Here is a 22,036-nt window from a genome sequence, read left to right as displayed (position 1 = left end):
CTTCCAGCGAATGATTCAGGTTACCGGCGCAGGCTCCCCCACGACCAAATCGTCCCCCGCTCCCGCACCACCCCGGACCGTTGTTGACAACGGTTTCCATTTTTGTTGAAAATGACTGTCATGAACGTACGACGACGCCTCATACCCGCCGTCGCGGCCACCGCCGTGACCGCCCTCGGCCTCGGCACCCTCACCGGCTGCTCCGGGGGCACGGCGGCCGCGGCCAACACGGACAGGTTCGACGTCGTCGCGTCGTTCTATCCGATGGCCTTCCTCGCCGAGCGCATCGGCGGGGACCACGTCCACGTCACCAGTCTGACCACCCCCGGCCAGGAACCGCACGACCTGGAGATCAGCCCCCGGCAGATCGCGATGCTCCAGGACTCCGACGCCGTGCTGTACCTGAAGAACCTCCAGCCCTCCGTCGACGACGCGGTGGCCCAGTCCCCGGTGCGGACGAAGATCGACGCGGCCTCGCTGACCACGCTGGAGGAGCACGGCAACGAGGTCGGCGGCCACGCGGCCGCGCACGACACCCACCAGGGCGAGGAGGCCGGCGGCAAGGACCCGCACATCTGGCTCGACCCGGTGCGCTACGCCCAGGTCGCCCAGGGGGTCGGCAAGGCCTTCGAGAAGGCCGACCCCGAGCACGCCGCCGACTACAAGAAGAACACCGCCGCCCTGGTCGCGCGGCTGAACGGCCTGGACCGGCAGTTCCGGGACGGCCTGGCGCACACGAGGACCAAGGTCTTCGTCACCACCCACGCCGCCTTCGGCTATCTCGCCGAGCGCTACGGCCTGACCGAGGAGGCCATCAACGGCCTCGACCCCGAGTCCGAGCCCAGCGCCGCACGCGTGAAGGACCTGGAGCGGACGGCGAAGACCGACGGCGTCTCCACCGTCTTCTACGAGACGCTCGTCAGCGACAAGACCGCGAAGACCCTCGCCGACGACTCCGGTCTGAGGACGGACGTCCTGGACCCGATCGAGGGCATCACCGCCAAGTCCCGCGGCAAGGACTACTTCTCCGTCCAGCAGGCCAACCTCAAGGCGCTCCAGCAGGCGCTGGGCACCGAATGAGCAGCACGGGAGACGAGATGACCAGTGGGCCCAGCGAACCCGTCATAGCCCTGCGCGGGGTCACCGCCGAACTCGGCGCGCGCCCCGTACTGCGCGGTATCGACCTCACCGTCGGCCGCGGCGAGGTCGTCGCGCTGCTCGGCGCCAACGGCTCCGGAAAGTCCACGGCGATCCGCACGATCATCGGCCAGGTACCGGTCAGCGGCGGCACCATCGAGCTGTTCGGCACCCCGCGCCGCGCCTTCCGCGCATGGGCGCGCGTGGGCTACGTACCGCAGCGCACCACGGCCGCGGGCGGCGTCCCTGCGACGGTCACCGAGGTGGTCTCCTCGGGCCGGCTCTCCCGCACCCGCTTCGGTGTGTTCCGCCGGGCCGACCGGGCGGCCGTGCGCCGGGCCCTGGAACTGGTCGGCATGGCCGACCGCGCCAGGGACTCAGTGAACGCCCTCTCGGGCGGCCAGCACCAGCGGGTGCTGATCGCCCGCGCGCTGGTCGCCGAGCCCGAACTGCTGATCATGGACGAGCCGATGGCGGGCGTGGACCTGGCCAGCCAGGAGGTGCTCGCCCGGACCCTGCGCGAGCAGGTGGTCGCCGGTACGACGGTCCTGCTGGTCCTGCATGAACTCGGGCCCCTGGAGCCCCTGATCGACCGGGCGGTCGTGCTGCGCGACGGCTGCGTCCTGCACGACGGCCCGCCGCCGCACGCGGTCGGCCAGCACGCCCTGCCCGGCCACGACCACGTACACCCGCACGCACCCGCGGACACCGAACCGGTCCGCACCGGACTGCTGAGCTGAGGGGCCTGTGAGCTGATGGACCTCCTGAACTACGCCTTCATGCAACGGGCGCTCATCGCGGCCGTCCTGGTCGGCATCACCGCGCCCGCGATCGGCATCTACCTCGTCCAGCGCCGCCAGCCCCTGATGGGCGACGGCATCGGACACGTGGCGATGACCGGTGTCGGCCTCGGCTTCCTGCTGCACGCCTCGCCCGTGTGGATGGCCACCGCCGTCTCCGCGCTCGGCTCGGTGCTGATGGAACTGATCCGCTGGTACGGCAAGACCCGCGGCGACATCGCCCTGGCGATGCTCTTCTACGGCGGCATGGCCGGCGGCGTGATGTTCGTCAACCTCGCGCCCGGGGGGTCCAACGCGAACCTGACCTCGTACCTGTTCGGCTCCCTGTCGACGGTCTCCCCGTCGGACATCACGGCGATCACGGTGCTCGCGGCGTTCGTCGTCGTGGTCACCCTCGGGCTGCGCCGCCAGCTGTTCGCGGTCAGCCAGGACGAGGAGTTCGCGCGGGTCACCGGGCTGCCGGTGCGCGCCCTGAACCTGCTCATCGCGGTCACCGCGGCCGTCACGGTCACCGTCGCCATGCGGGTGGTCGGCCTGATCCTGGTCTCCGCGCTCATGGTGGTGCCGGTCGCCGCCGCACAGCAGCTCAGCCGCAGCTTCGCGGTGACCTTCGCGATCGCCGTCGCCCTCGGCGTCGGCGTGGCGGTCAGCGGCACGATCACCTCGTACTACCAGGACGTCCCGCCCGGCGCGACGATCGTCCTGCTGACCATCGCCGCGTTCGTGGCGTTCACGGCCCTGGCCACCCCGCTGGCCCGCCGACGCGCCCGCGCGGCGGCCGCCGCACACCCCGCCGGGGACCCGGCCGAGTGCACGATTCCGGCCATGCGAGGGACCGGGGAGGAGATCGGCGTCTGACCGCTGACGGCCCGGGCTGGCACAATGGCCGCCCGGGCAGAAGCGAGACGTGAGGAGGCAAGGGTGACGACCGCTGGACCGCCTGTGAAGGGCCGCGCGACCCGCCAGCGGGCAGCCGTGGCGGCGGCCCTGGACGAGGTCGAGGAGTTCCGCAGCGCGCAGGAACTGCACGACATGCTCAAGCACAAGGGCGACTCGGTCGGGCTCACCACCGTCTACCGCACGCTGCAGTCCCTCGCCGAGGCCGGCGAGGTGGACGTCCTGCGCACCTCCGACGGCGAGTCCGTCTACCGCCGCTGCTCCTCCGGCGAACACCACCACCACCTGGTCTGCCGCACCTGCGGCAAGGCGGTGGAGGTGGAGGGCCCGGCCGTGGAGAAGTGGGCCGAGGCGATCGCGGCGGAGCACGGCTACGTCAACGTGGCGCACACGGTGGAGATCTTCGGCACGTGCGCCGACTGTGCCGGGGGCTGATCCCCCGGGGGTGCCCCGGCGTCAGCCGCGCCCGAAGCACCGCTCCAGTTCGTCGAGGTCGTAGAACGCGCTGCCTTCGGCGATCGGACGGCATCCTGTCCTGAAGGCCGTCTCCTGCTCGTTGTAGAGACATGCGGACCAGGTACCGCTCGCCCTTCCTGAACACGTCCCACTGGATGTTCGCCCCCAGGGGAGCAACCGCCGCGCCCCGCCAGGAATCGTCGCCGTACGTGTACGGCTCCCCCGGCGTGGCCGGTTCCGTGCTGCCCGGCAGCCCCATCAGCGCGGCCAGCGGAATGATCTCCTCGGCGTGGGTGAAGCGCAGTTCGGCCCCGAGATCGCTGGTCCCCGCCCGCTTGGCCTCAGCCTGCCGGAAGAAGTCGTCCAGCAGGACGTCCGCCATCCGGTAGGTGATGTCGCTGTCGGAGAACCCGGGACCCTTCTCGTAGAAGGGCGTACAGGTCGTAGACGGCTTGGGCGGCGCCGGTCTGGTCGGTGATCCGGTCGGTGAACGGCTCCTTGAGGATCCGCCGCAGGACGGCGCGCGCGGCCTCGTGCGTCCGGGGCTGGTCGGTGATCGCGTTCAGGGTGTCCTTGAGCCGCTGGTCGTTCGCGAGGTAGTCGCGGTACGCCGCACCGCCCGCCGCCTTGTGGAAGTACAGCAGGTCCCTGTCGGTGCGGGTCTGCCCGATCAGCGGCTTCAGCGCCGGGTCGGCCGCGGCGAGCGCCCCGGTGAACTCCCCGGCGCTGTCGACGGCCCGCCCCTGCCCGGAGCTGACCACGTCGATCTTCTCGCCCTGGCCGGCGATCTGCGCGAACAGGGTGGGCAGCCGGTGCTCCAGGCGCGTCGCCGTGTCCCGCATCTCCTGCCACCCGCGCCCGCTGAGGTTGCCGTACCCGACCTGCTCCATCGCGGCCGTCAGCGACCGCACCTGCGGCCCGAACTCCTCACCCTTCGAGGTGAGTTGGTCCTGTTCCTGCGCCTTGTCCCACAGCGCGAGGATCAGCTCGGCGTCCCCGCCGTCCGTCGCCGCACGGGAGCCGTGCCGCGAGACGTTCTCGGTGAAGACGGGCTCGAAGCCGACCGGGGGCCCGGTGGCTACGAGGTGGAGTCACCCCTCATCGCGGCTTCCATCGCGAGGAGTTCCTCGTTCGGGACGGCACCGCCGAACCGCCGGTCCCGGGAGGCGAACTCGACGCAGGCCCGCCACAGGTCACGGCGGTCGAAGTCGGGCCACAGCACGTCCTGGAAGACCATCTCGGCGTACGCGCTCTGCCAGAGCAGGTAGTTGGAGGTGCGCTGCTCCCCGCTGGGGCGCAGGAACAGGTCCACGTCCGGCATGTCCGGGTAGTACAGGTACTTCTGGATGGTCTTCTCGCTGACCTTCCCCGGGTCCAGCCGGCCCGCCTTCACGTCCTCGGCCAGTGCCTTCGCCGCGTCGGCGAGCTCGGCCCGGCCGCCGTAGTTCATGCAGAAGTACAGCGTGAGCAGGTCGTTGTCCTTGGTCTGCTCCTGGGCGACCTGCAGCTCCTTGGCGACCGACTTCCACAGCCTGGGCATGCGCCCCACCCAGCGCACCCGGATGCCGAGCCCGTCGAGCTGGTCGCGGGTCTTCCGGATGAAGTCCCGGTTGAAGTTCATCAGGAAGCGGACCTCGTCGGGCGACCGCTTCCAGTTCTCGGTGGAGAAGGCGTACAGGGAGATGTTGCGCACACCGATCTCGATGGAGCCCTGGAGGACGTCGAGCACCCGCTCGGCGCCCACCTTGTGGCCTTCCGTGCGCGGCAGGCCCCGCTCCTTGGCCCACCGCCCGTTGCCGTCCATGACGATCGCCACGTGGTTGGGGACGAGTTCACCCGGCAGCCTCGGCGCACGCGCACCGGACGGGTGCGGCTCCGGCGCCTTGTACTCGCGCCGCTGGCGCCCCAGGATCCCGCGTACGACCATGTGCTTCTCGTCTCCCTCTTACTTCTCGACGTACCTGAGCGAACGCAGTCCGCGCTCCAGATGCCAGTGCAGGTAGGCGGACACCAGCCCGCTGCCCTCGCGGACGTACCGGGCCTCGCAGGCGTCCGCCGTCTCCCAGTCTCCCGTAAGCAGCGCCCCGAGCAGTACCAGGGTCTGCGGCGACGGTACGACACTCCCGGGCACCCGGCAGTCGACGCAGACGGACCCGCCCGAGGCCACGGAGAAGAACCGGTTCGGTCCGGGCATCCCGCACTTCGCGCAGTCGCCGAAACTCGGGGCGTACCCGTTGACGGCGAGGGAGCGCAGCAGAAAGGCGTCGAGCACGAGATGGGGGGCGTGTTCCCCCCGGGCGAGCGTCCGCAGCGCCCCGACGAGCAGCAGGTACTGCTGCACGGCCGGCTCGCCCTCATGGTCGGTGAACCGCTCGGCCGTCTCCAGCATGGCCGTCCCTGCGGTGTACCGGGCGTAGTCGGTCACGATCCCGCCACCGTACGGCGCGATGGTCTCGCTCTGCGTGCACAGCGGCAGACCGCGCCCGACCAGCTCACTCCCCCGCGCGAAGAACTGCACGTCGACATGGGAGAAGGGTTCCAGCCGGGCCCCGAACTTCGACTTGGTACGCCGCACCCCGCGCGCCACGGCCCGTACCCGGCCGTGACCCCGCGTGAGCAGCGTGATGATCCGGTCCGCCTCACCCAGCTTCTGGGTGCGCAGCACGATGCCGTCGTCGCGGAACAGACTCATGGATCCATTCTGAACCACTCCGGGTGGCGCCCGCGCAGATCCTCGACCGCGCGCAGGAACACGCGCAGTGCCGTCTGCACCGCCGTCGTGGAGTTCTCCCTGAACTCCAGGGTGCGGTGTCCGTGGGTGACCCGGGTGATGAAGACGGTGGTCGTCTCCAGGAACACTGTCTGATCATTGGCCACACCGGTGTCGTACTCCTCGTGCGAGGTGGCCAGGACCACGTCCTGCAGCCCGGAGTAGGGGATGCTCATCTGGGCGCCGGAGGACTTCAGACACAGGTGGGTCCGCGTGAAGGTCATCGCTCCCTTCTTGGCGTAGGTCGAGTTGAGCTGTCCGATCAGGGGGCGGCCGTCGGGTACGACGGTGAAGCCCTCCCGTGCCAGGAGCAGGCGCAGGGCGTCGATGAACTCCGTCGGCCGGGCGCGATGCCATTCGACGTAGGCGTCGACCTCCTCCATGTCCCATCCCCAGAACCACCTGCCCGCCACGGTGGGGAAGTGGGGTGGCACGGCCTGCCAGCCGAGGCGGGGATCTTCGACTGCCGCGAGGACGCCGTCCATCCGCGCCTTGGCCGCTCCGATCCGGTACCCCCCGCCCTTGACGGTGCGGAACCGGAGTTCATCGGGTCCGGCGACCGGAGGAGGCGCCGGGTCCGGCTCGACGGGACGAACGCGCCGACGCGGTACGGCGTCCCGGGTGTCCCGCATCGCGTACCGAGCCTCCCCCACCGCCGGCCGGGCCCTGACGGGCCGGGCCGCGACGGCACGGTTGCGCACCCAGGGGTCCCTCTCCCTCCTGTTGAGCGCCTTGTACTGGGGCGTGGAGCCGATGCACTGCTGCCGGATGTGCCACCAGACGTCGTGGACACTCAGCGTCGGGCCCGCCCCGGGGATGCCCTTCTCCAGGACGTCGATCAGTGCGCCGGTGAACAGTGGATGACTTCCGGCCGGCGTGTACGACGGTTCCGTGCCCGACGCCGACGTCATCACGTAGCCGCCGAAGTCCGTGTCGCCGTCCGGACCGCTTTCACCCGCCTCACGCTCGACCACCAGGTTCACCAGGTCGTAGCGCTCCAGGACGGCGGCGGAACCGCCGCTCATGGACGTGGCCAGGCCGCTGTAGCAGCAGTCCAGGAACACCATGGGGCGGCGTACGGGAGATTCCTCGTGCATGACCATGCCGAGCAACTCCGCGTAGGGCAGCGTCCCGATCGTCAGGTGGTCCATGTCGGCATCGGCCAGTGCCAGGTACAGCTCTCTGCCTCTGAGCTCCCGCAGGCCGTGACCCGCGAAGTAGACGAGCAGCGTGTCGGTCGTCGCCTCCCCCGCGTCGCGGACCGCCTCAAGGATGCGGTCCGCGGAGACCCGGCCGCGAAGGACGGTGACGTTGTCCCCGGGCAGGCCCCAGACGGTGGGGTCGCGCAGCAGATCGGCCAGTCTGTCGACACCGGATGCCACACCGGGCAGCGGAGTGAGATGCCGGTAGTCGTGCACACCGACGAGGACGGCGTGGCTTCGTCGCGGGTCAGGAAGGAGCACGGCCGGGCGTCTCCTCGTCCTGCGTCGGCACGAGACCCAGTTCCCGTGCCACCCGGATCGCGTCCTCCTGCGTCTCCTCGTTGATGACGTAGCGCCTTCCGCCGCACTCCACCACGAGTCGTGCGGTCTCCCGTTCCCGCCGGGGCAGCGCGGGGCGGAACGCGGCCCACAGTCCGATCACCCCGGTCAGGAAGGAACCGGAGGCCTCGGCGAAGCTGATCCAGTACATCGGGTCCGAGGACATGGCGCCGTCGGCGGGCGAGACGCGCACCCGCCGCATGACGGCCGACCGGCCGAGCCGGCGGTCCTCGGCGACCCAGTCGGCGAACGACTCCGTCCACCCCGCGGTGTCACTCCACTCACCGGTCACGCCGTCGCCGGACGGACGGACGCGCGCGACCCTGACTCGTATCTCCATGCGTGAGCCCCCTCCACATACCCCCGGCCGCTCCCCCGAGCGGCTCGGCTCAATGTAGGGCGTGCCCGCCACGCATGTCTTGATATCTGGGGAGATGGCTAGAGCAGCTCGCCGCGGCTTCGGGCGTTGGCGTGCGCGGTCGCCGCGCTCAGCCGCTCGGCGGGGGTGGCGGTGCGCAGCGCGCCCGGCTCCGCGTCCCACTCCCGCCCGCCGCCGTACGGTCTCAACTGCACGTACGGCCCCTCGTGCCCCATGACGATGCCGACCTTGCCGGTACGGGTGTCCATCACGTGGCTGCCGACGGGCGGCTTCACCGCGCCATCCCCGTCAGGACGGCCGCGAGCCGCCGTGCGGTGTCCACGGAACACCGGCCCAGTTCGACCAGCGGACAGGGCGCCTCCCGCGCGAGACTCACCGGGTCCAGCCCGAGTGACGGCAGCACGATCCCGGCCTTCCTGAAAGCCGACCGCAATTCCTCCAAGGTGTCCTCCGCCTCTTCGACACACAATGCCGAGTGTGTGGTCCGTCGCGCCTTCACCGTGCTCCCCTTCCTTTTGGAGTTTCACGCTTCGCACACCCAGAGTGACTCTCCGCCACTACACTCGCCAGGAGTCTGCGCCCTACAAGCACGAGGCAGACCAAGGGGGTTGGCCATGGCCAGCGGTTCGCGGCAGGCGGTGTGGGAGTTCTTCGGCACGGAGCTGAAGAGGCGCCGGGAAGACGCCGGATTCACCCAGGTGGAGCTGGCGGCACGCGTCTTCGTCTCCGGCGCTTACATCGGACAGTTCGAGCAGGCCATTCGAAAACCTCAGCTGGATATCGCCCAGCGGATCGACGAGGTCCTGCAAACCGACGGTATTTTCGAGCGGCTGTGCAGAAAGCTGATCGACGACCGGCGGTACGCGGAGTACTTCGCGGAGGTCGTGGAGCTGGAGCGGGTGGCCACGCGGATCTGCGAGTTCGCGCCCACCGTGGTGCCGGGCCTGCTCCAGACGAAGGACTACGCGGAGGCGGTCACACTCGCCGCCAACCCGTTCGTCACGGACGAGTACGTCGCGGACATCGTCACGGCTCGACTGGAACGGGCGCACATCCTCAAGGACGCTGCAAGGCCTGAGTATTGGGTGATCCTGCACAAGAACGTCCTGGGTGTCCCGGTGGGTGGCCGACGGGAGATGGCGGAGCAACTGGACCACATCGCGAGGCTGATGCGGGAGCGGACGGTGTGGGTGACGGTGATGCCGTACACAGCGGGGGCACACGCATCGATGACAGGTGACTTGCGGCTCATGGACTTCGAGGACGCGCCGCCCGTCGCCTATACAGAGACGTCGTTTTCGGGGATGTTGATGGACGATCCGGCTGTGGTGAAGCGAGCACAGCGCGCCTACGATCTGCTCAGGGTCGCCGCGCTGTCGCCGAAGGCGTCCCTGGCCCTGATCGAGTCGGCGGCTGAGGACCACAGACGATGCGCGAGTACGACCTGAGCAACGCACGTTGGCGCAAGAGCAGCTACAGCAACGGCGAGGGCGGCAACTGCGTCGAGGTCGCGTACGACTTCCCCGGCGCCGCCCGCTGGCGCAAGAGCAGCTACAGCAACGGCGAGGGCGGCAGCTGCGTCGAGGTCGCCGACGGGGTCCCCGGTGTCGTGCCCGTCCGGGACAGCAAGGTGCCCGGTGGTGCGGTGCTCGTGATCGGGGCGTCCGCGTGGGCGGAGTTCATCGGCGCCCTGGCACCCTGAGCCACCGCCCGCCGCCGGTCAGTAGGTGAAGTCCTTCTGGACACCGCTCACGGCCGAGTTCGTGATGTTCGGCTTGGCGGAACCGGCGTGGTACACGCTCAGACACACCGTGTACTTGGCTCTCCGGACCAGGTTGATGCCCACCTCCTCCTGTCTCCACTGCTGCGCCGCCGAGTCCGCGGGGTAGGCGCCCATACCGAGGTAGGCGAGGGGCTGGGTCCCCGGGTAGACCGCTTTGCCACTCGCGTCCTTCAGCCAGAGGTAGACGTCCACCGTTTCCGCGCCCTGTGTGGCCTGCCATTCCCCGATCATGTAGACGCGTGAGCCGTCGCGCCGCCAACAGGGCCGTACCTTGACGTCGGGCATCTCCCGCAACGTGAACCAGGCCCGGCAGTTCCTGGGATCCGCCGGGTTCGGCGGGGCGGTCGGCACGGGGGCGGAGCTCTGTGCGTCGGGGATCGCGTCCGCCGGTGGGGCGGAGTGCCCCGTGGCGGCGCCGGTCTCGGGTGCGGCGCTGCGCCTCTTCGCGGAGGGGGAGGCCGAGGACGAGCCGGCGGCGGACGGTCCCGCGGAGTGCGGGGCCTTGCCGCCCGCGGTGACGCCGGACGACTGGTGACTCATCCACAGCCATGTGCCACCGCCGGCCACCGCGGCCAGCAGGACGGCGGCGGAGGCACCCCCGAGCAGTGCGAACCTGCCCCTGGCCGGGCGGGCCGCCGCGGCGGGGGTGGGGTGGGTCACCGGCCCGTGGTAGTGGTGCTCGTGGAAGTGCTGGTTCCCGGCGGCCTGATAGGCCCGCCCGGTGTCCGACGGGGAGGAGTCGAAGGACGCGGACGGGACGGGCCCCTCGGTGGGTGACGGTCTCTCGGTCATCGCTCGTGGAAGTTCTGGTCACGACCGGCCTGGTAGACGCGGGCGTTTCCGGTCGGGTTGGCGTGGAAGACGACGGGTGCGGCCGGAGCCGGCGCGGGCAGCGCGGGGGTCAGTTCCTCGTCGAGGATGCGGCGCAGCTCCTGGGCGAGCTCCGGTCGCGTGTGGAGCAGCCGACGGAACTTGCCGCGCCACTCGGCGATCCCCTCGTCGAATCCGGGCGTACCGGAACCGGTCTGCTCGCCCGTGCCGAGCAGCAGGTCCCGTGTTTCCAGCAGCTCGGCCTCGACGGTGTCCACCCGGTCGGGAACAGCCCGTCCCCACAGGGCGGCGACCGCTGTCCTGGCCCTCTCCCAGGCATCGGTGGTCAGCAGCGTGACCACGGTCGTACCGGCCGTCGAGGCGAGCGTCATCAGCTCTGCGTCCACGCGCAGACCCTTCTCTCTTGCTGTCGTAGACGCGACATCATAAGCCGTAACTGCGTTACACCAGCACGGAGTTGACTCCTGGCACAGGCGTGGGGGAAGGCAGGGAGGCGACGGTGCGGACCGAGCCGCCTCCCGGGGCACCATTGGTGCGACCTGTGGTGGCTACGCCATTCGTGTGCGTGCTCTTGACCACCCCTTGGGGCCCTCCTATGGTCGCTGACCAACCGGACATAGGACGTCGTACCTCCTCTCCTCCCCCTTCCCCGACCTCGCTGGAGGACCCGTGCGTGACGACGTGACCCGCGACATGCCGGCCCCGTATCGGCGGACCTTTCTGAAGGGCGCCGGCGCGCTCGGCCTGACCGCCGCCCTGCCGCCCGCGCTGGCCGCCTGCTCCGCGGGTCCGCAGTCCACGAACGACACCGGAAGCGGCGGCAGCGGCAAGGACCGGACGCTGACCGCCGTGATCGGCTACGGCAACGACGGCAGCTGGGACCCGACGCAGACGGCGTCGGCGTTCGCGATGGCCGCCAACAACCACATCTACGAGGGGCTGCTGGACACCGACCCGATCACCCGGGTGCCGTATCCGGCGCTCGCCACCGCGGTCCCCAAGGACGCGAACGCCACCAGCTGGCGGTTCACGCTCCGCTCCGGCGCGACCTTCCACGACGGCAGGCCCGTCACCGCCGACGACGTCGTGTTCGTCTTCGACCGGATCCTGGACCCGAAGACCCAGACCCTCGCCAAGGGGTTCTTCGTCAGCTGGCTGAAGGACGTCAGGAGGGTCGACGCACGCACGGTCGAGCTCGTCCTCAGGTTCCCCTTCCCCGACGGGCTCTCCCGGCTCACCCTCGCCAAGATCATGCCGAAGCACGTCTTCTCCCGGCCCGGTGCCTGGGACGACGCCGTCAAGGGGCTGGCCGTGGGCTCGGGGCCGTACCGGCAGACCGCGCACCACCCGAAGTCCAACACCACCTTCGAGGCGTTCGCCGGCTACAACGGCCCCCGCAGGCCGGCCTTCAAGCGCATGAACTGGCTGACCATCGTGGACGCCGCGCCCCGCGTCGCGAAGATCTCCGGGGCCGGCGCCGGCGCGCAGATCGCGGACAACATCCCGTACGCCAACATCCCCCGGCTGGAGCAGGGCGGGCTGAAGGTCGCGGGCGGCGCCGGGATGAACAACCTGTTCCTGATGTTCAACACGAAGCACAAGCCCTTCGACGACGTGCGGGTGCGGCAGGCGCTGCACTACGCCATCGACACCGAGAAGATGGTGCAGGTGGCGCTGAAGGGGCACGGCAGGCCGGCGTCCTCCTTCCTCGACGAGGGCAACCCGAGCTACCGGCGGGCCAGGACGGTCTACGACCACGACCCGGCCAGGGCGAAGGCGTTGCTCAAGGCCGCCGGGGTCACCGGCCTCAAGGTCGAGATCCTCGCGGTCAACGTCAGCTGGATCGTGGACTGTCTGCCGACCCTCAAGTCCTCCTGGGACGCGGTCGGCGTGGAGACCACCCTCGCACCACAGGAGACCACGGCCGTGTTCACCAAGATGGACCAGAAACAGGACTACCAGGTGGTGGCCGCGGCCTCCGATCCGAACCAGTTCGGGCTCGACGCCGATCTGATCATGCATTACAACTACGGGCCGCAGAACCTGTGGATGGGGTACACCCGGTGGGCCGGCGACCCCGTCGCCAGGCGGCTCTTCACGGACATGGACCGGGCGACCAGGGAACCGGACCCGGCGAGGAAGAAGGCGATGGTCCAGGACTACATCGACGTCGTCGCCGAGCAGGCCGTGCTCTACCCGGTGGTCCACAACGAGCTGATGACGGCCTGGGACCCGCGCAAGCTCGGCGGGATAAGGGCGCAGCCGTACCCGGGCATCAACCTGCTCCAGGCCAGGTGGGTCTGACGGCATGACGGCCGTCGTACGGATCCTGCTGCGCCGTCTCGCCCTGCTCGTGCCGCTCATGCTCGGGATCGTGCTGTTCGTGTTCCTGGTGATGCGGTTCTCGGACGTCGACCCGGCGTCCGCGTTCTTCCAGGGCGCCAACCCGACCCCGCGGCAGCTGCACGACTTCCGGGCGCGCAACGGGCTGCTCGACCCGCTGCCCGTGCGGTACGTCCACTTCGTCGGCGCTCTGCTCCACGGCGACCTCGGCACCAGCGCCCTGACCCGTGCCCCGGTGGCCGACCAGGTCACCACCGCGCTGCCGCTCACCCTCCAGCTGACCTTCCTGGGCCTGGCCGTCGCGGTGGTGCTGGCGCTGGCGGGCGGGGTCACGGCGGCCGTGTACCGGGGCCGGTTCCCGGACCAGGTCGTCCGGGTGGTCTCGCTGGTGGGGGTGGCCGCGCCCGGGTTCTGGCTGGCGCTGCTGATGATCCAGTACCTGGCGGTGGACCGGGGCTGGTTCCCGACCGGCGGCTACATCAACCCGGCCGACTCCGTCACCGGCTGGCTGAGGACCATGGCGCTGCCCGCCTTCGCGCTCTCGCTGCCGGTGGCCGCGCAGCTCACCCGGATCGTGCGGACCTCGGTGGTGGAGGAGCTGGACAAGGACTACGTGCGGACCGCGATCGGCAGCGGGCTGCCGCCGTGGGTGGTCGTCGGCCGGAACGTCCTGCGCAACGCGCTGGTCAATCCGCTGACCGTGCTCGGGCTGCGGGTCGGCTATCTGCTCGGCGGAGCCGTCGTCATCGAGACGATCTTCTCGCTGCCCGGCATGGGCAAGCTGATGATCGACGCCGTGCAGAACGGCGATCCGGCCGTCGTCCAGGGGGTCGTCCTCACCACGGCCACCGGGTTCGTCGTCGTGAACCTCGTCATCGACATCCTGTACCTGCTGGTCAACCCACGTCTGAGGGCGGCCTGATGAACACACGCGCGCGCCTCGCCGAGCGGCTGGCCCGGCCCGGCGTCCGGTTGCACGGCCGGCGCCGGCTGCCCCTGCCGTCGAAGGCCGCCGTCTGCTTTCTGGCCCTCGTCGTCCTCGTCGCCGTACTGGCTCCGCTCCTCGCCCCGGACGACCCGCTGGACCAGCAGGACCCGGTCGGCGGCAGCGGGCATCCGTCCGCCGCGCACTGGCTCGGGCAGGACAGCCTCGGCCGGGACATCCTGAGCCGGCTGATGTACGGCGCCCGCTGGTCGCTGGCGATCGGGCTGGGCGCCACCGGGCTCGCCCTGGTCGTCGGCGCGCTGCTCGGCGCCCTCGCGGCCACCTCGCGCAAGGCGGTCGACGAGACGCTGATGCGCTGTCTGGACGTGGTGATGGCGTTCCCGGGGATCGCGCTCGCGGCCGTGCTGGTCGCCGTGTTCGGCGGCGGGATCGGCGTGCTGATCTGCGCGATCGCCTTTCTCTTCACGCCGCCCGTCGCCCGGGTCGTACGGGCGAACGTCCTCGATCAGTACGGGGAGGACTACGTCACCGCCGAGCGGGTCATCGGCGCCCGTACCGCGCACATCGTGCTGCGCCACGTGGCCGTCAACTGCGCCGCCCCCGTGCTCGTCTTCTGCACGGTCCAGGTCGCCGAGGCGATCGTGTTCGAGGCGTCGCTGTCGTTCATCGGCGCCGGGGTGCGGCCCCCCGACCCGTCGTGGGGCAGTGTCATCGCCGACGGCAAGAACATGGTGCTGACCGGGGGCTGGTGGGCGACCGTCTTCCCCGGGCTGCTGATCCTGCTGACGGTGCTGTCGCTGAACATCCTCTCCGAGGGGGTCTCCGACGCGTGGGCGGCACCGGCCGGGCGGGAGGTCGAGGCGCCGCGGGACCGGCTGGAGGCGCCGGAGCCCGGCAGCGGCGAGGTGCTGGAGCTGCCCGGGCTGGCGCAGGCCGCACGGCGGCTGCGGTCCCGGGCCCGACCGCTGCCCGACCGCAGCGGGCAGCCGGTGCTCGCCGTGGAGAACCTCACCATCGGCTTCCCCGACCGGCACGGGGGCGTCGACATCGTGGCCGGGGTCGGCTTCGAGGTGTACCCGGGTGAAGTCCTCGGTCTGGTGGGCGAGTCGGGCTGCGGGAAGTCGCTGACCGCGCTCACGGTCATGGGGCTGCAGCCGCGGGGGGCGCGCATCGGCGGCCAGGTGCGGTTCCGCCAGCGGGACCTGCTCACGGAACCGGCGCGGGTCCGGCGCCGGCTGCTCGGCCACGAGATGGCGATGGTCTACCAGGACGCCCTGTCCTCGCTGAACCCGGCGATGACCATCCGCGCCCAGCTGAGGCAGCTCGTCCGGCGCGGCGGCGGGCGCGGTCCGCGCGAGCTCATGGAGCTGGTCGGCCTGGATCCCGACCGCACCCTGCGCAGCTATCCGCACGAGCTGTCCGGCGGGCAGCGCCAGCGCGTGCTCATCGCCATGGCCCTCTCCCGCGAACCGCGGCTGATCGTCGCCGACGAGCCGACGACCGCGCTGGACGTGACCGTGCAGGCCCAGGTGATGGAGCTGCTGCTGCGCCTGCGCGCGGAGCTGGGCTTCGCGCTGGTCCTGGTCTCGCACGATCTGGCGCTGGTCGCCGACGTCACCGACCGGGTGGTGGTGATGTACGGCGGGCAGATCGTGGAGAGCGGGGTGACCGCCGACGTGGTGGCGGCACCGGCCCACCACTACACGCGCGGCCTGCTCGGCAGCGTGCTGTCGCTGGAGTCGGCCGAGGAGCGGATGACGCAGGTCAAGGGGGTCGTACCGGCCCCGGCCGACTTCCCGGCGGGCTGCCGCTTCGCCGACCGCTGCCCGCTGGCGACCGGGGTGTGCCACGACAGCGCACCGGTCCTCGCCGGTACGGCCGCCCACACGGCCGCCTGCCATCACCCCGCGGTACCCGTGGAGAACGAGGTGGTGCGGTGAACGCCGTCGTCGAGGTCCGGGACGCCCATGTGGTGCACAGGGCCCGCAGTGGCGGACTGTTCCGGCGCGACCGGGTGTACGCCCTGACCGGTGCCGCTCTCACCGTGGCCGCCGGGGAGACGGTCGGCGTGGTCGGCGAGTCGGGGTGCGGGAAGTCCACGCTGGCCAGGGTGCTGGTGGGCATCCAGCGGCCGGTGGCGGGGTCGGTGGCGTTCCAGGGCCGGGACCTGTGGGCGATGCCACCGGCCGAGCGCCGGGCCACCGTGGGCGCGGGCGTCGGGATGGTCTTCCAGGACCCGTCGACCGCGCTGAACCGGCGGCTGACGGTACGGCGGATCCTGCGCGACCCGCTGGACGTCCACGGGCGCGGCGGCAGGGCCGAACGGGAGGACCGGGTCAGGGAGTTGATGGGTCTGGTCGGCCTGCCCCGGGCGCTGGCCGACGCGTTGCCCGGCCAGCTCTCCGGCGGCCAGCGGCAGCGTGTCGCCATCGCCCGCGCGCTGGCCCTGGACCCGGCGCTGGTCGTCGCCGACGAGCCGACCAGCGCGCTGGACGTGTCGGTCCGCGCGCAGATCCTGAACCTCCTGCTGGACCTGAGGGAACGCCTCGGCCTGGCCCTGGTGTTCGTCTCGCACGACATCCAGACGGTACGGCGGATGAGCGACCGGGTGATCACCATGTACCTGGGGCGGATCGTGGAGGAGGCACCGGCCGACCGGGTCACCGACGCGGCCCGGCACCCGTACACACGGGCCCTGTTCTCGGCCACCCCCGGTCTGCTGGACCCCGTCGACCCGATCCCGCTGACCGGGCCGGTGCCCTCGGCGACCCGGCCGCCGAGCGGCTGCCCGTTCCGCACCCGCTGCTGGCGGGCGGACGGGTTGTGCGCCGAGGCGATGCCGGACTTCTCGGCCGCGTCACGGCCCAGGCACCGCTACCGCTGTCACCATCCTGTGGAGGAGGACCAGCCGACCCGCGACCTAGCACGCCAGGAGCCCTGAATGACGTTCCCCGTCCCGCTGACCGGTGTCGTCCCGCCCGTCTGCACGCCGCTGACGCCGCGGCGCGAGGTGGACGTCCCCTCGCTGCTCAGACTGGTCGACCATCTGGTGGACGGCGGGGTGCACGGGCTGTTCCTGCTCGGGTCCACGTCCGAGGCCGCGTTCCTCACCGACCACCAGCGCAGGCAGGTCGTGGAGGCGGTCGTCGGCCATGTGGGCGGCCGGCTGCCCGTCCTCGCCGGCGCGATCGACATGACCACGCCGCGTGTCCTGGACCACGTCCGGGCCGTGACGGCGGCCGGCGCGCAGGCCGTCGTGGTGACCGCCCCGTTCTACGCCCGCACCCACCGCTCGGAGATCGTCCACCACTACCGCCGGATCGCCGCCGCGTCCGCGGTGCCGGTCATCGCCTACGACATCCCCGCCGCGGTGCACACCAAGCTTCCCGCCGACCTGGTGCTGGGGCTGGCGGGCGACGGGGTCCTGGCCGGGCTCAAGGACTCCAGCGGGGACCTGGGCGCCTTCCGCGAGGTCGTCACCGGGGCCCGTGCGCACACCGGGTTCAGCGTGCTGACCGGCTCGGAGCTGGTCGTGGACGCCGCGCTGGCGCTGGGCGCCGACGGGGCCGTACCGGGGCTGGCCAACGTCGACCCGCACGGGTACGTCCGGCTGTACCGGATGTGCCGCGCCGGCGACCGGGACGGGGCGCGGGCCGAGCAGGAGCGGCTGTGCGCGCTGTTCGGGATGGTCGCGGCCGGGGATCCGGCGCGGATGGGCGGCAGCTCTTCGGCGCTGGGCGCGTTCAAGGCCGCGCTGCATCTGCGGGGGGTGATCGACTGTGCGGTCACGGCCGAGCCGCAGGTGCCGTTGTCCGGGGAGGAGGTCGAGAAGGTGGGGAAGTTCCTGGCCGCGGCGGGGCTCCTCTGACGCTTCGGGGCGCTTCAGGGCAGGGTCACCCGGCGGAACTCCACGGTGTCGTAGGGGTGGGCGGTGCCCGTCTCGTACAGCACGCCGACCGTGTCGTGGCCGAGCTGGACGAGGTCGGAGTAGGCGGCCGGGCGGTCCGAGAGGGTGAGCAGCCGGGTGAAGGTGCGGCCGGCGTCCGTGCTCCCCCACAGGGCCAGGGCGCGGCGGGCGGTCGGCACGGAGGGTGCGGAGAACACCAGCGGGGCTCCTGGGCGGAGTTGGAGCACGCTGCCCTGGACCACGGGGACGTCGCCCAGCGTGGGCTGGACGGTGTAGGGGCGGTCGAGGGTGGTGCCGCCGTCGGAGGAGTAGCTGTCGAGGCGGTTGCCGGGTGCGCTGCCGTTCTGGTCGCGGGCGGCGAAGTAGAGGCGGCCGTCGGGGAGTTGGGTGGCGCTCGTCTCGTTGGTGTTGGTCAGGCCGTCGTAGGTGGCGTCCACGAACCCGAGGTGCCAGGTGCGGCCGCCGTCGTCGCTGTAGAGGGCGTGACCGCCGTAGTACCTGGGTTCCTGGCCGGTGTCCGAGGAGCCGGGGGGCGGGGCGGCGGAGTGGTTGGCCGGGACCAGCAGGCGGCCGGCGTGCGGGCCCCGGGTGAGGACCTCCGCGTGACCGGGGCCGGTGGCGTACCAGCGCCAGCCGGGCCGCCGCACCTGCGCGGTGATGTCCACCGGGGCCGTGAAGTGGCGGCCGTCGTCCATGCTGCGCTGTACGAAGACCCGGCGGCCCCGTTCGTCCGGGACCTCGCCGCGCATGATCTGCGCCTCCGTCACCGAGCCGCTGTTGCCGCAGGTCACGAGGACGACGGCGCCGGTGCGCGGGTCCACGACGGGTGCCGGGTTGCCCCGGGTGTCCCCGTGGCCCGCGGCCACCACCGTCAGCGGGCCCCAGGTGCAGCCGCCGTCGGTGGAGCGGCGCAGCACGACGTCGATGTCCCCGGTGTCGCCCGCGCCGGCGTGCCGCCCCTCGGCGAAGGCCAGGACCGCGCCGTCGGCGGTCGTGACCGTGGCCGGGATGCGGTACGTGTGGTAGCCGCCCTGCCCCGACACGTACGGCTGTGAGGACTCGCAGCCGGCGGCGGCGTGGGCGGGTGGGCGGGCGGTGAGCGAGGTGAGGAGCGCGAGGGCGGTGAGCAGGGTGCGGCTCTTCGGTGTCACCCACCCATGGTCCCCGGAACCATCGGTCCCGATTCGCCCCGGGGAATACTCATATGGGCGATACCGGACCACGGGCGCCGGGCCCGGCGGCGGAAACCCCCGGTACGGCAGGCCCTCGGATCCGCCCGGTGCGGCCCCCGGGGCCGCGCGGGAACCGCCCGTTCAGGCGATCCCCGCGGTCCGGACGGGCGGGTCAGGACGGTGTGCGGGCGGCGGCCAGCAGCCGGGTGACGTCGTCGGCGCAGATGGTCAGGGCCGCGCCCACGGTGGTGAGGGCGTCGCGTTCGGCGGGGGTGTAGGGGCCGTCGGCGAGGGCGATACGGGCGGCCTGGAGGAGCAGGGACTCGCGGCCCGCGCGGGCGAGGTGCGGGGCGAGCGGGTCCAGGGCCTCGTGCAGCTCTATGGTCAGGCTCGTGCCGCACTCGCCGCCGAGGACCCGGCCGGTGTCGGCGGCGAGGGCGTCGACGAGGGCGGCCAGCTGGTCCTCGGTGCAGCCGTCGAAGCCGGCCGCGCGCACGGCCGTCGCGGCCGTCTCCAGGGCCGTGCGGGAGGAGGTCCCGCCCGCGGCGAGCACGGCGAGGGCGACGGTGTGCACGGCGTCGCGGAGCATCGCGGAGAAGCGGCGGGTGGTGGGGTGGTCGAGCACGTCGGTGCCGTAGTGGTGGCGGCAGGCGGCACACTCCACGACCGGTCCGGCCGTGCCGCGCGGCAGCAGGGGCACCCCGAGCAGGGTGAGCCGGCGGCGCCCGGTGAGCCGCTGGTAGTTGCGGTCGCCTCCGCAGCCGGGGCAGAAGAACTCGCCGTCCCCGATCGGTGTCCACGCGGTGCGCGTGCCCAGGAAGCGCAGGGCCTGGCCGTCTCGTCCCCGTACTGGCAGCACGTCGCACCTCCGTAACCGCACGGCAACATCGCCGTGCTGGCGTGATGTTAGCCACATCACGGAGGCTGAGTCAGTACCCCGTAAGAGACCTTTCCGTGACCTCGGGGGTGCGATGGCCGATAAACGACGGTGCCCTGACCGCCGTACACAGCGGTCAGGGCACCGAAAGGGCCGGTCAGAGCCGGTCAGCGGCCCGCGCGGTTCACCGCCGAGACGACCGCCTTCAGCGACGCACGCGTCGTGTTCGCGTCGATGCCGATACCCCAGAGGACCTTGCCGTCGATCGCGCATTCGATGTAGGAGGCGGCCTGTGCGGAGGCGCCCTCGCTCATCGTGTGCTCCTGGTAGTCCAGCAGGCGTACGTCGATGCCGATGGACTGCAGGGCGTCGAAGAAGGCCGAGATCGGACCGTTGCCGGAGCCGGTCAGGACCGTGTCCTCGCCGTCGACCGTCGCCTCGACCGTGAGGGTGTCCACGCCGTCGGTGTCGGTGGTCGACTGGCCCGTCCTGACCTGGATGCGGCCCCAGGGGTTGTCCGGGTTGGGCAGGTACTCGTCCTGGAAGACCGCCCAGATGTCCTTCGGCGTGATCTCGCCGCCCTCGGCGTCGGTCTTCGCCTGGATGAGCTTCGAGAACTCGATCTGCATCCGGCGCGGCAGGTCCAGCTTGTGGTCGTTCTTCAGGACGTAGGAGATGCCGCCCTTGCCGGACTGCGAGTTGACGCGGATGACGGCCTCGTAGGAGCGGCCGACGTCCTTGGGGTCGATCGGCAGGTACGGCACCGCCCACTCGATGTCGTCGACGGTGACGCCCTTGGCCTGCGCGTCGGCCTCCATGGCGTCGAAGCCCTTCTTGATGGCGTCCTGGTGGGAGCCGGAGAAGGACGTGTAGACCAGGTCGCCCACGTACGGGTGGCGCGGGTGGACCTCCATCTGGTTGCAGTACTCCCACGTGCGACGGATCTCGTCGATGTCGGAGAAGTCGATCTGCGGGTCGACGCCCTGCGAGAACAGGTTCATGCCCAGGGTGACCAGGTCGACGTTGCCGGTGCGCTCGCCCTGTCCGAACAGACAGCCCTCGACGCGGTCGGCGCCGGCCATCAGGGCCAGCTCGGCCGCCGCCACGGCCGTACCGCGGTCGTTGTGCGGGTGGACCGACAGCACCACGTGCTCGCGGCGGGTCAGGTTGCGGTGCATCCACTCGAAGCGGTCCGCGTGCGTGGACGGGGTCGAACGCTCCACGGTGGCGGGCAGGTTGAGGATGATCTCGCGGCCCGGCCCCGGCTGGTAGACGTCCATGACCGCCTCGCAGACCTCCAGCGCGAAGTCCAGCTCGGTGTCGGTGAAGATCTCCGGCGAGTACTGGTAGCCGAACTCGGTCTCGGGGCCCAGCAGCTTCTCGGCGTACTCCATCACCAGGCGGGTGCCGTCGACGGCGATCTGCTTGATGTCGTCCCTGGAGCCGCGGAAGACGACCCGGCGGAAGACCGGGGCGGTGGCGTTGTACAGGTGGACGGTGGCCCGCTTGGCGCCCTTCAGGGACTCCACGGTCCGCTCGATCAGGTCCTCGCGGGCCTGGGTCAGGACGGAGATCGTGACGTCGTCCGGGATCGCGCCCTCTTCCTCGATGATCGAGCGCACGAAGTCGAAGTCGGTCTGTCCGGAGGCCGGGAAGCCGACCTCGATCTCCTTGTAGCCCATCTTGACCAGCTGGTCGAACATCCGGCGCTTACGCTCGGGCGACATCGGGTCGATCAGGGCCTGATTGCCGTCGCGCAGGTCGGTGGAGAGCCAGCGGGGGGCTACGGTGATCCGCTGGTCCGGCCAGGTGCGGTCCGGGATGTCCACCTGCTCGTAGCGGCCGTACTTGTGGATCGGCAGGGAACTGGGCTGCTGGCGGTTGGCCATGGTGCGTGGGCTCCTTGAGGGGTGTCCGGATGTCCGAGTGGACGGCCGACGACGCAACGCCAAGCTCCGCGGGGAGGGGGTCGGCCTCGACTACAGGCCCTCGCCGCGGCAGCTAAGAAGAAGCAGCCCGAAACGCATGATGCTCCGCAGCCTAGCCGAGCCGCCCCGGACGCGGGGGACGCGTATCAGTATGCGGGACCGGGGTCATAAAAGGGACAAAAAGTGCGCTGTGCCACATCCCCCTATCACATCATCACGGAGCGTGGCGCTCCCTGTCCCGGTATTTCACCAATCATGGTGGCAGCTAG

At 71.1% G+C, this 22,036-nt stretch carries 22 protein-coding genes and 1 pseudogene; 11 read left to right on the top strand and 12 right to left on the bottom strand.

All coding sequences use genetic code 11. The annotated features are described in order from the left end of the window. Positions 1-120 precede the first annotated feature (120 nt). From IE244_RS02710 to IE244_RS02695, 4 genes are all read left to right on the top strand, one after another. Positions 121-1,080, top strand: a complete 960-nt coding sequence (locus IE244_RS02710; protein WP_191870971.1) for a metal ABC transporter substrate-binding protein — start codon at positions 121-123, stop codon at positions 1,078-1,080. 17 nt (positions 1,081-1,097) lie between these two features. Further along, positions 1,098-1,877 carry a metal ABC transporter ATP-binding protein gene (locus IE244_RS02705; protein ID WP_191870970.1) on the top strand — a complete coding sequence of 260 codons (780 nt, stop codon included), beginning with the start codon at positions 1,098-1,100 and terminating at the stop codon, positions 1,875-1,877. A gap of 15 nt (positions 1,878-1,892) precedes the next feature. Beyond that, positions 1,893-2,795: a metal ABC transporter permease gene (locus IE244_RS02700; RefSeq protein WP_191870969.1), complete on the top strand. Its 903-nt coding sequence runs from the start codon at positions 1,893-1,895 to the stop codon at positions 2,793-2,795. A gap of 63 nt (positions 2,796-2,858) precedes the next feature. Continuing rightward, positions 2,859-3,269: a Fur family transcriptional regulator gene (locus IE244_RS02695; RefSeq protein ID WP_031158904.1), complete on the top strand. Its 411-nt coding sequence runs from the start codon at positions 2,859-2,861 to the stop codon at positions 3,267-3,269. Between the two features lie 21 nt (positions 3,270-3,290). On the opposite strand, the pseudogene IE244_RS02690 reads toward IE244_RS02695, so the two are convergent. The 7 genes and pseudogenes from IE244_RS02690 to IE244_RS02660 form a co-directional block, all read right to left on the bottom strand. Continuing rightward, positions 3,291-4,357: pseudogene (locus IE244_RS02690) on the bottom strand (histidine-type phosphatase); the annotation flags it as partial. Positions 4,358-4,368: 11 nt separating this feature from the next. Continuing rightward, positions 4,369-5,217, bottom strand: a complete 849-nt coding sequence (locus IE244_RS02685) for an isoprenyl transferase (RefSeq protein ID WP_191870968.1) — start codon at positions 5,215-5,217, stop codon at positions 4,369-4,371. Between the two features lie 18 nt (positions 5,218-5,235). Beyond that, positions 5,236-5,982, bottom strand: coding sequence for a DNA repair protein RecO (gene recO / locus IE244_RS02680; protein ID WP_014672589.1), 747 nt, complete (start codon positions 5,980-5,982; stop codon positions 5,236-5,238). Beyond that, positions 5,979-7,523: a caspase family protein gene (locus tag IE244_RS02675; protein ID WP_191870967.1), complete on the bottom strand. Its 1,545-nt coding sequence runs from the start codon at positions 7,521-7,523 to the stop codon at positions 5,979-5,981. Before IE244_RS02675 ends, recO begins: the two co-directional genes overlap by 4 nt. Beyond that, positions 7,510-7,941 (bottom strand): hypothetical protein, encoded by a 432-nt coding sequence (locus IE244_RS02670; RefSeq protein ID WP_191870966.1) that lies wholly within the window; start codon positions 7,939-7,941, stop codon positions 7,510-7,512. Before IE244_RS02670 ends, IE244_RS02675 begins: the two co-directional genes overlap by 14 nt. Positions 7,942-8,039: 98 nt before the next feature. Then, the gene (locus IE244_RS02665; RefSeq protein WP_191870965.1) at positions 8,040-8,255 is read right to left on the bottom strand and encodes a hypothetical protein; all 216 of its coding nucleotides are present in this window, start codon (positions 8,253-8,255) and stop codon (positions 8,040-8,042) included. Continuing rightward, positions 8,252-8,449 carry a hypothetical protein gene (locus IE244_RS02660; protein ID WP_191871402.1) on the bottom strand — a complete coding sequence of 66 codons (198 nt, stop codon included), beginning with the start codon at positions 8,447-8,449 and terminating at the stop codon, positions 8,252-8,254. Before IE244_RS02660 ends, IE244_RS02665 begins: the two co-directional genes overlap by 4 nt. 145 nt (positions 8,450-8,594) lie before the next feature. Between IE244_RS02660 and IE244_RS02655 the strand changes: the two genes are divergently transcribed. Then, on the top strand, positions 8,595-9,428 hold the full coding sequence (locus tag IE244_RS02655; protein WP_191870964.1) for a helix-turn-helix domain-containing protein: 834 nt from the start codon (positions 8,595-8,597) through the stop codon (positions 9,426-9,428). Further along, positions 9,410-9,682: a DUF397 domain-containing protein gene (locus IE244_RS02650; protein WP_191870963.1), complete on the top strand. Its 273-nt coding sequence runs from the start codon at positions 9,410-9,412 to the stop codon at positions 9,680-9,682. Before IE244_RS02655 ends, IE244_RS02650 begins: the two co-directional genes overlap by 19 nt. Before the next feature lie 18 nt (positions 9,683-9,700). Here IE244_RS02650 and IE244_RS02645 read toward each other — a convergent pair whose 3' ends face one another. Beyond that, positions 9,701-10,555: a hypothetical protein gene (locus IE244_RS02645; RefSeq protein ID WP_191870962.1), complete on the bottom strand. Its 855-nt coding sequence runs from the start codon at positions 10,553-10,555 to the stop codon at positions 9,701-9,703. Beyond that, on the bottom strand, positions 10,552-10,980 hold the full coding sequence (locus IE244_RS02640; protein WP_191870961.1) for a hypothetical protein: 429 nt from the start codon (positions 10,978-10,980) through the stop codon (positions 10,552-10,554). Before IE244_RS02640 ends, IE244_RS02645 begins: the two co-directional genes overlap by 4 nt. A gap of 307 nt (positions 10,981-11,287) precedes the next feature. Here IE244_RS02640 and IE244_RS02635 point away from each other — a divergent pair, with 307 nt between their 5' ends. From IE244_RS02635 to IE244_RS02615, 5 genes are read left to right on the top strand one after another with little or no spacing between them, the layout of a single operon-like run. After that, positions 11,288-12,898: an ABC transporter substrate-binding protein gene (locus IE244_RS02635; RefSeq protein WP_191871401.1), complete on the top strand. Its 1,611-nt coding sequence runs from the start codon at positions 11,288-11,290 to the stop codon at positions 12,896-12,898. 4 nt (positions 12,899-12,902) lie between these two features. After that, entirely contained in the window at positions 12,903-13,859 is a 957-nt protein-coding gene (locus IE244_RS02630; protein ID WP_191870960.1) for an ABC transporter permease, read from the top strand. Beyond that, complete coding sequence (locus tag IE244_RS02625) at positions 13,859-15,823, top strand: dipeptide/oligopeptide/nickel ABC transporter permease/ATP-binding protein (RefSeq protein ID WP_191870959.1); 1,965 nt, start codon at positions 13,859-13,861, stop codon at positions 15,821-15,823. The genes IE244_RS02630 and IE244_RS02625 overlap by 1 nt, the downstream gene beginning before the upstream one ends. Beyond that, the gene (locus IE244_RS02620) at positions 15,820-16,824 is read left to right on the top strand and encodes an oligopeptide/dipeptide ABC transporter ATP-binding protein (protein ID WP_191870958.1); all 1,005 of its coding nucleotides are present in this window, start codon (positions 15,820-15,822) and stop codon (positions 16,822-16,824) included. Before IE244_RS02625 ends, IE244_RS02620 begins: the two co-directional genes overlap by 4 nt. Further along, positions 16,825-17,751 (top strand): dihydrodipicolinate synthase family protein, encoded by a 927-nt coding sequence (locus IE244_RS02615; protein ID WP_191870957.1) that lies wholly within the window; start codon positions 16,825-16,827, stop codon positions 17,749-17,751. A 14-nt stretch (positions 17,752-17,765) separates the two neighbouring features. Here IE244_RS02615 and IE244_RS02610 read toward each other — a convergent pair whose 3' ends face one another. From IE244_RS02610 to leuA, 3 genes are all read right to left on the bottom strand, one after another. Beyond that, positions 17,766-18,941 (bottom strand): sialidase family protein, encoded by a 1,176-nt coding sequence (locus IE244_RS02610; RefSeq protein ID WP_191870956.1) that lies wholly within the window; start codon positions 18,939-18,941, stop codon positions 17,766-17,768. A gap of 193 nt (positions 18,942-19,134) precedes the next feature. Next, the gene (locus IE244_RS02605; protein WP_031158870.1) at positions 19,135-19,821 is read right to left on the bottom strand and encodes a TerB family tellurite resistance protein; all 687 of its coding nucleotides are present in this window, start codon (positions 19,819-19,821) and stop codon (positions 19,135-19,137) included. Between the two features lie 185 nt (positions 19,822-20,006). After that, on the bottom strand, positions 20,007-21,728 hold the full coding sequence (gene leuA, locus IE244_RS02600; RefSeq protein ID WP_191870955.1) for a 2-isopropylmalate synthase: 1,722 nt from the start codon (positions 21,726-21,728) through the stop codon (positions 20,007-20,009). Positions 21,729-22,036 lie beyond the last annotated feature (308 nt).

Origin of the sequence: Streptomyces filipinensis, from assembly GCF_014649495.1 — a bacterium.
In the GTDB taxonomy this organism is placed as follows: domain Bacteria; phylum Actinomycetota; class Actinomycetes; order Streptomycetales; family Streptomycetaceae; genus Streptomyces; species Streptomyces filipinensis.
The sequence above is the reverse complement of the archived record's forward strand: the minus strand, read 5'-3'. Positions and strand labels throughout refer to the sequence as shown.

Bases quoted from the DNA above. Each gene is read 5' to 3' on its own strand.
- IE244_RS02635 (WP_191871401.1), top strand. From the start codon at position 11,288: ATGCCGGCCCCGTATCGGCGGACCTTTCTGAAGGGCGCCGGCGCGCTC.
- IE244_RS02645 (WP_191870962.1), bottom strand. From the start codon at position 10,555: ATGACCGAGAGACCGTCACCCACCGAGGGGCCCGTCCCGTCCGCGTCC.
- IE244_RS02700 (WP_191870969.1), top strand. From the start codon at position 1,893: ATGGACCTCCTGAACTACGCCTTCATGCAACGGGCGCTCATCGCGGCC.
- IE244_RS02710 (WP_191870971.1), top strand. From the start codon at position 121: ATGAACGTACGACGACGCCTCATACCCGCCGTCGCGGCCACCGCCGTG.
- recO (WP_014672589.1), bottom strand. From the start codon at position 5,982: ATGAGTCTGTTCCGCGACGACGGCATCGTGCTGCGCACCCAGAAGCTG.
- IE244_RS02650 (WP_191870963.1), top strand. From the start codon at position 9,410: ATGCGCGAGTACGACCTGAGCAACGCACGTTGGCGCAAGAGCAGCTAC.
- IE244_RS02615 (WP_191870957.1), top strand. From the start codon at position 16,825: ATGACGTTCCCCGTCCCGCTGACCGGTGTCGTCCCGCCCGTCTGCACG.
- IE244_RS02655 (WP_191870964.1), top strand. From the start codon at position 8,595: ATGGCCAGCGGTTCGCGGCAGGCGGTGTGGGAGTTCTTCGGCACGGAG.
- IE244_RS02685 (WP_191870968.1), bottom strand. From the start codon at position 5,217: ATGGTCGTACGCGGGATCCTGGGGCGCCAGCGGCGCGAGTACAAGGCG.
- IE244_RS02630 (WP_191870960.1), top strand. From the start codon at position 12,903: ATGACGGCCGTCGTACGGATCCTGCTGCGCCGTCTCGCCCTGCTCGTG.
- leuA (WP_191870955.1), bottom strand. From the start codon at position 21,728: ATGGCCAACCGCCAGCAGCCCAGTTCCCTGCCGATCCACAAGTACGGC.
- IE244_RS02670 (WP_191870966.1), bottom strand. From the start codon at position 7,941: ATGGAGATACGAGTCAGGGTCGCGCGCGTCCGTCCGTCCGGCGACGGC.
- IE244_RS02625 (WP_191870959.1), top strand. From the start codon at position 13,859: ATGAACACACGCGCGCGCCTCGCCGAGCGGCTGGCCCGGCCCGGCGTC.
- IE244_RS02705 (WP_191870970.1), top strand. From the start codon at position 1,098: ATGACCAGTGGGCCCAGCGAACCCGTCATAGCCCTGCGCGGGGTCACC.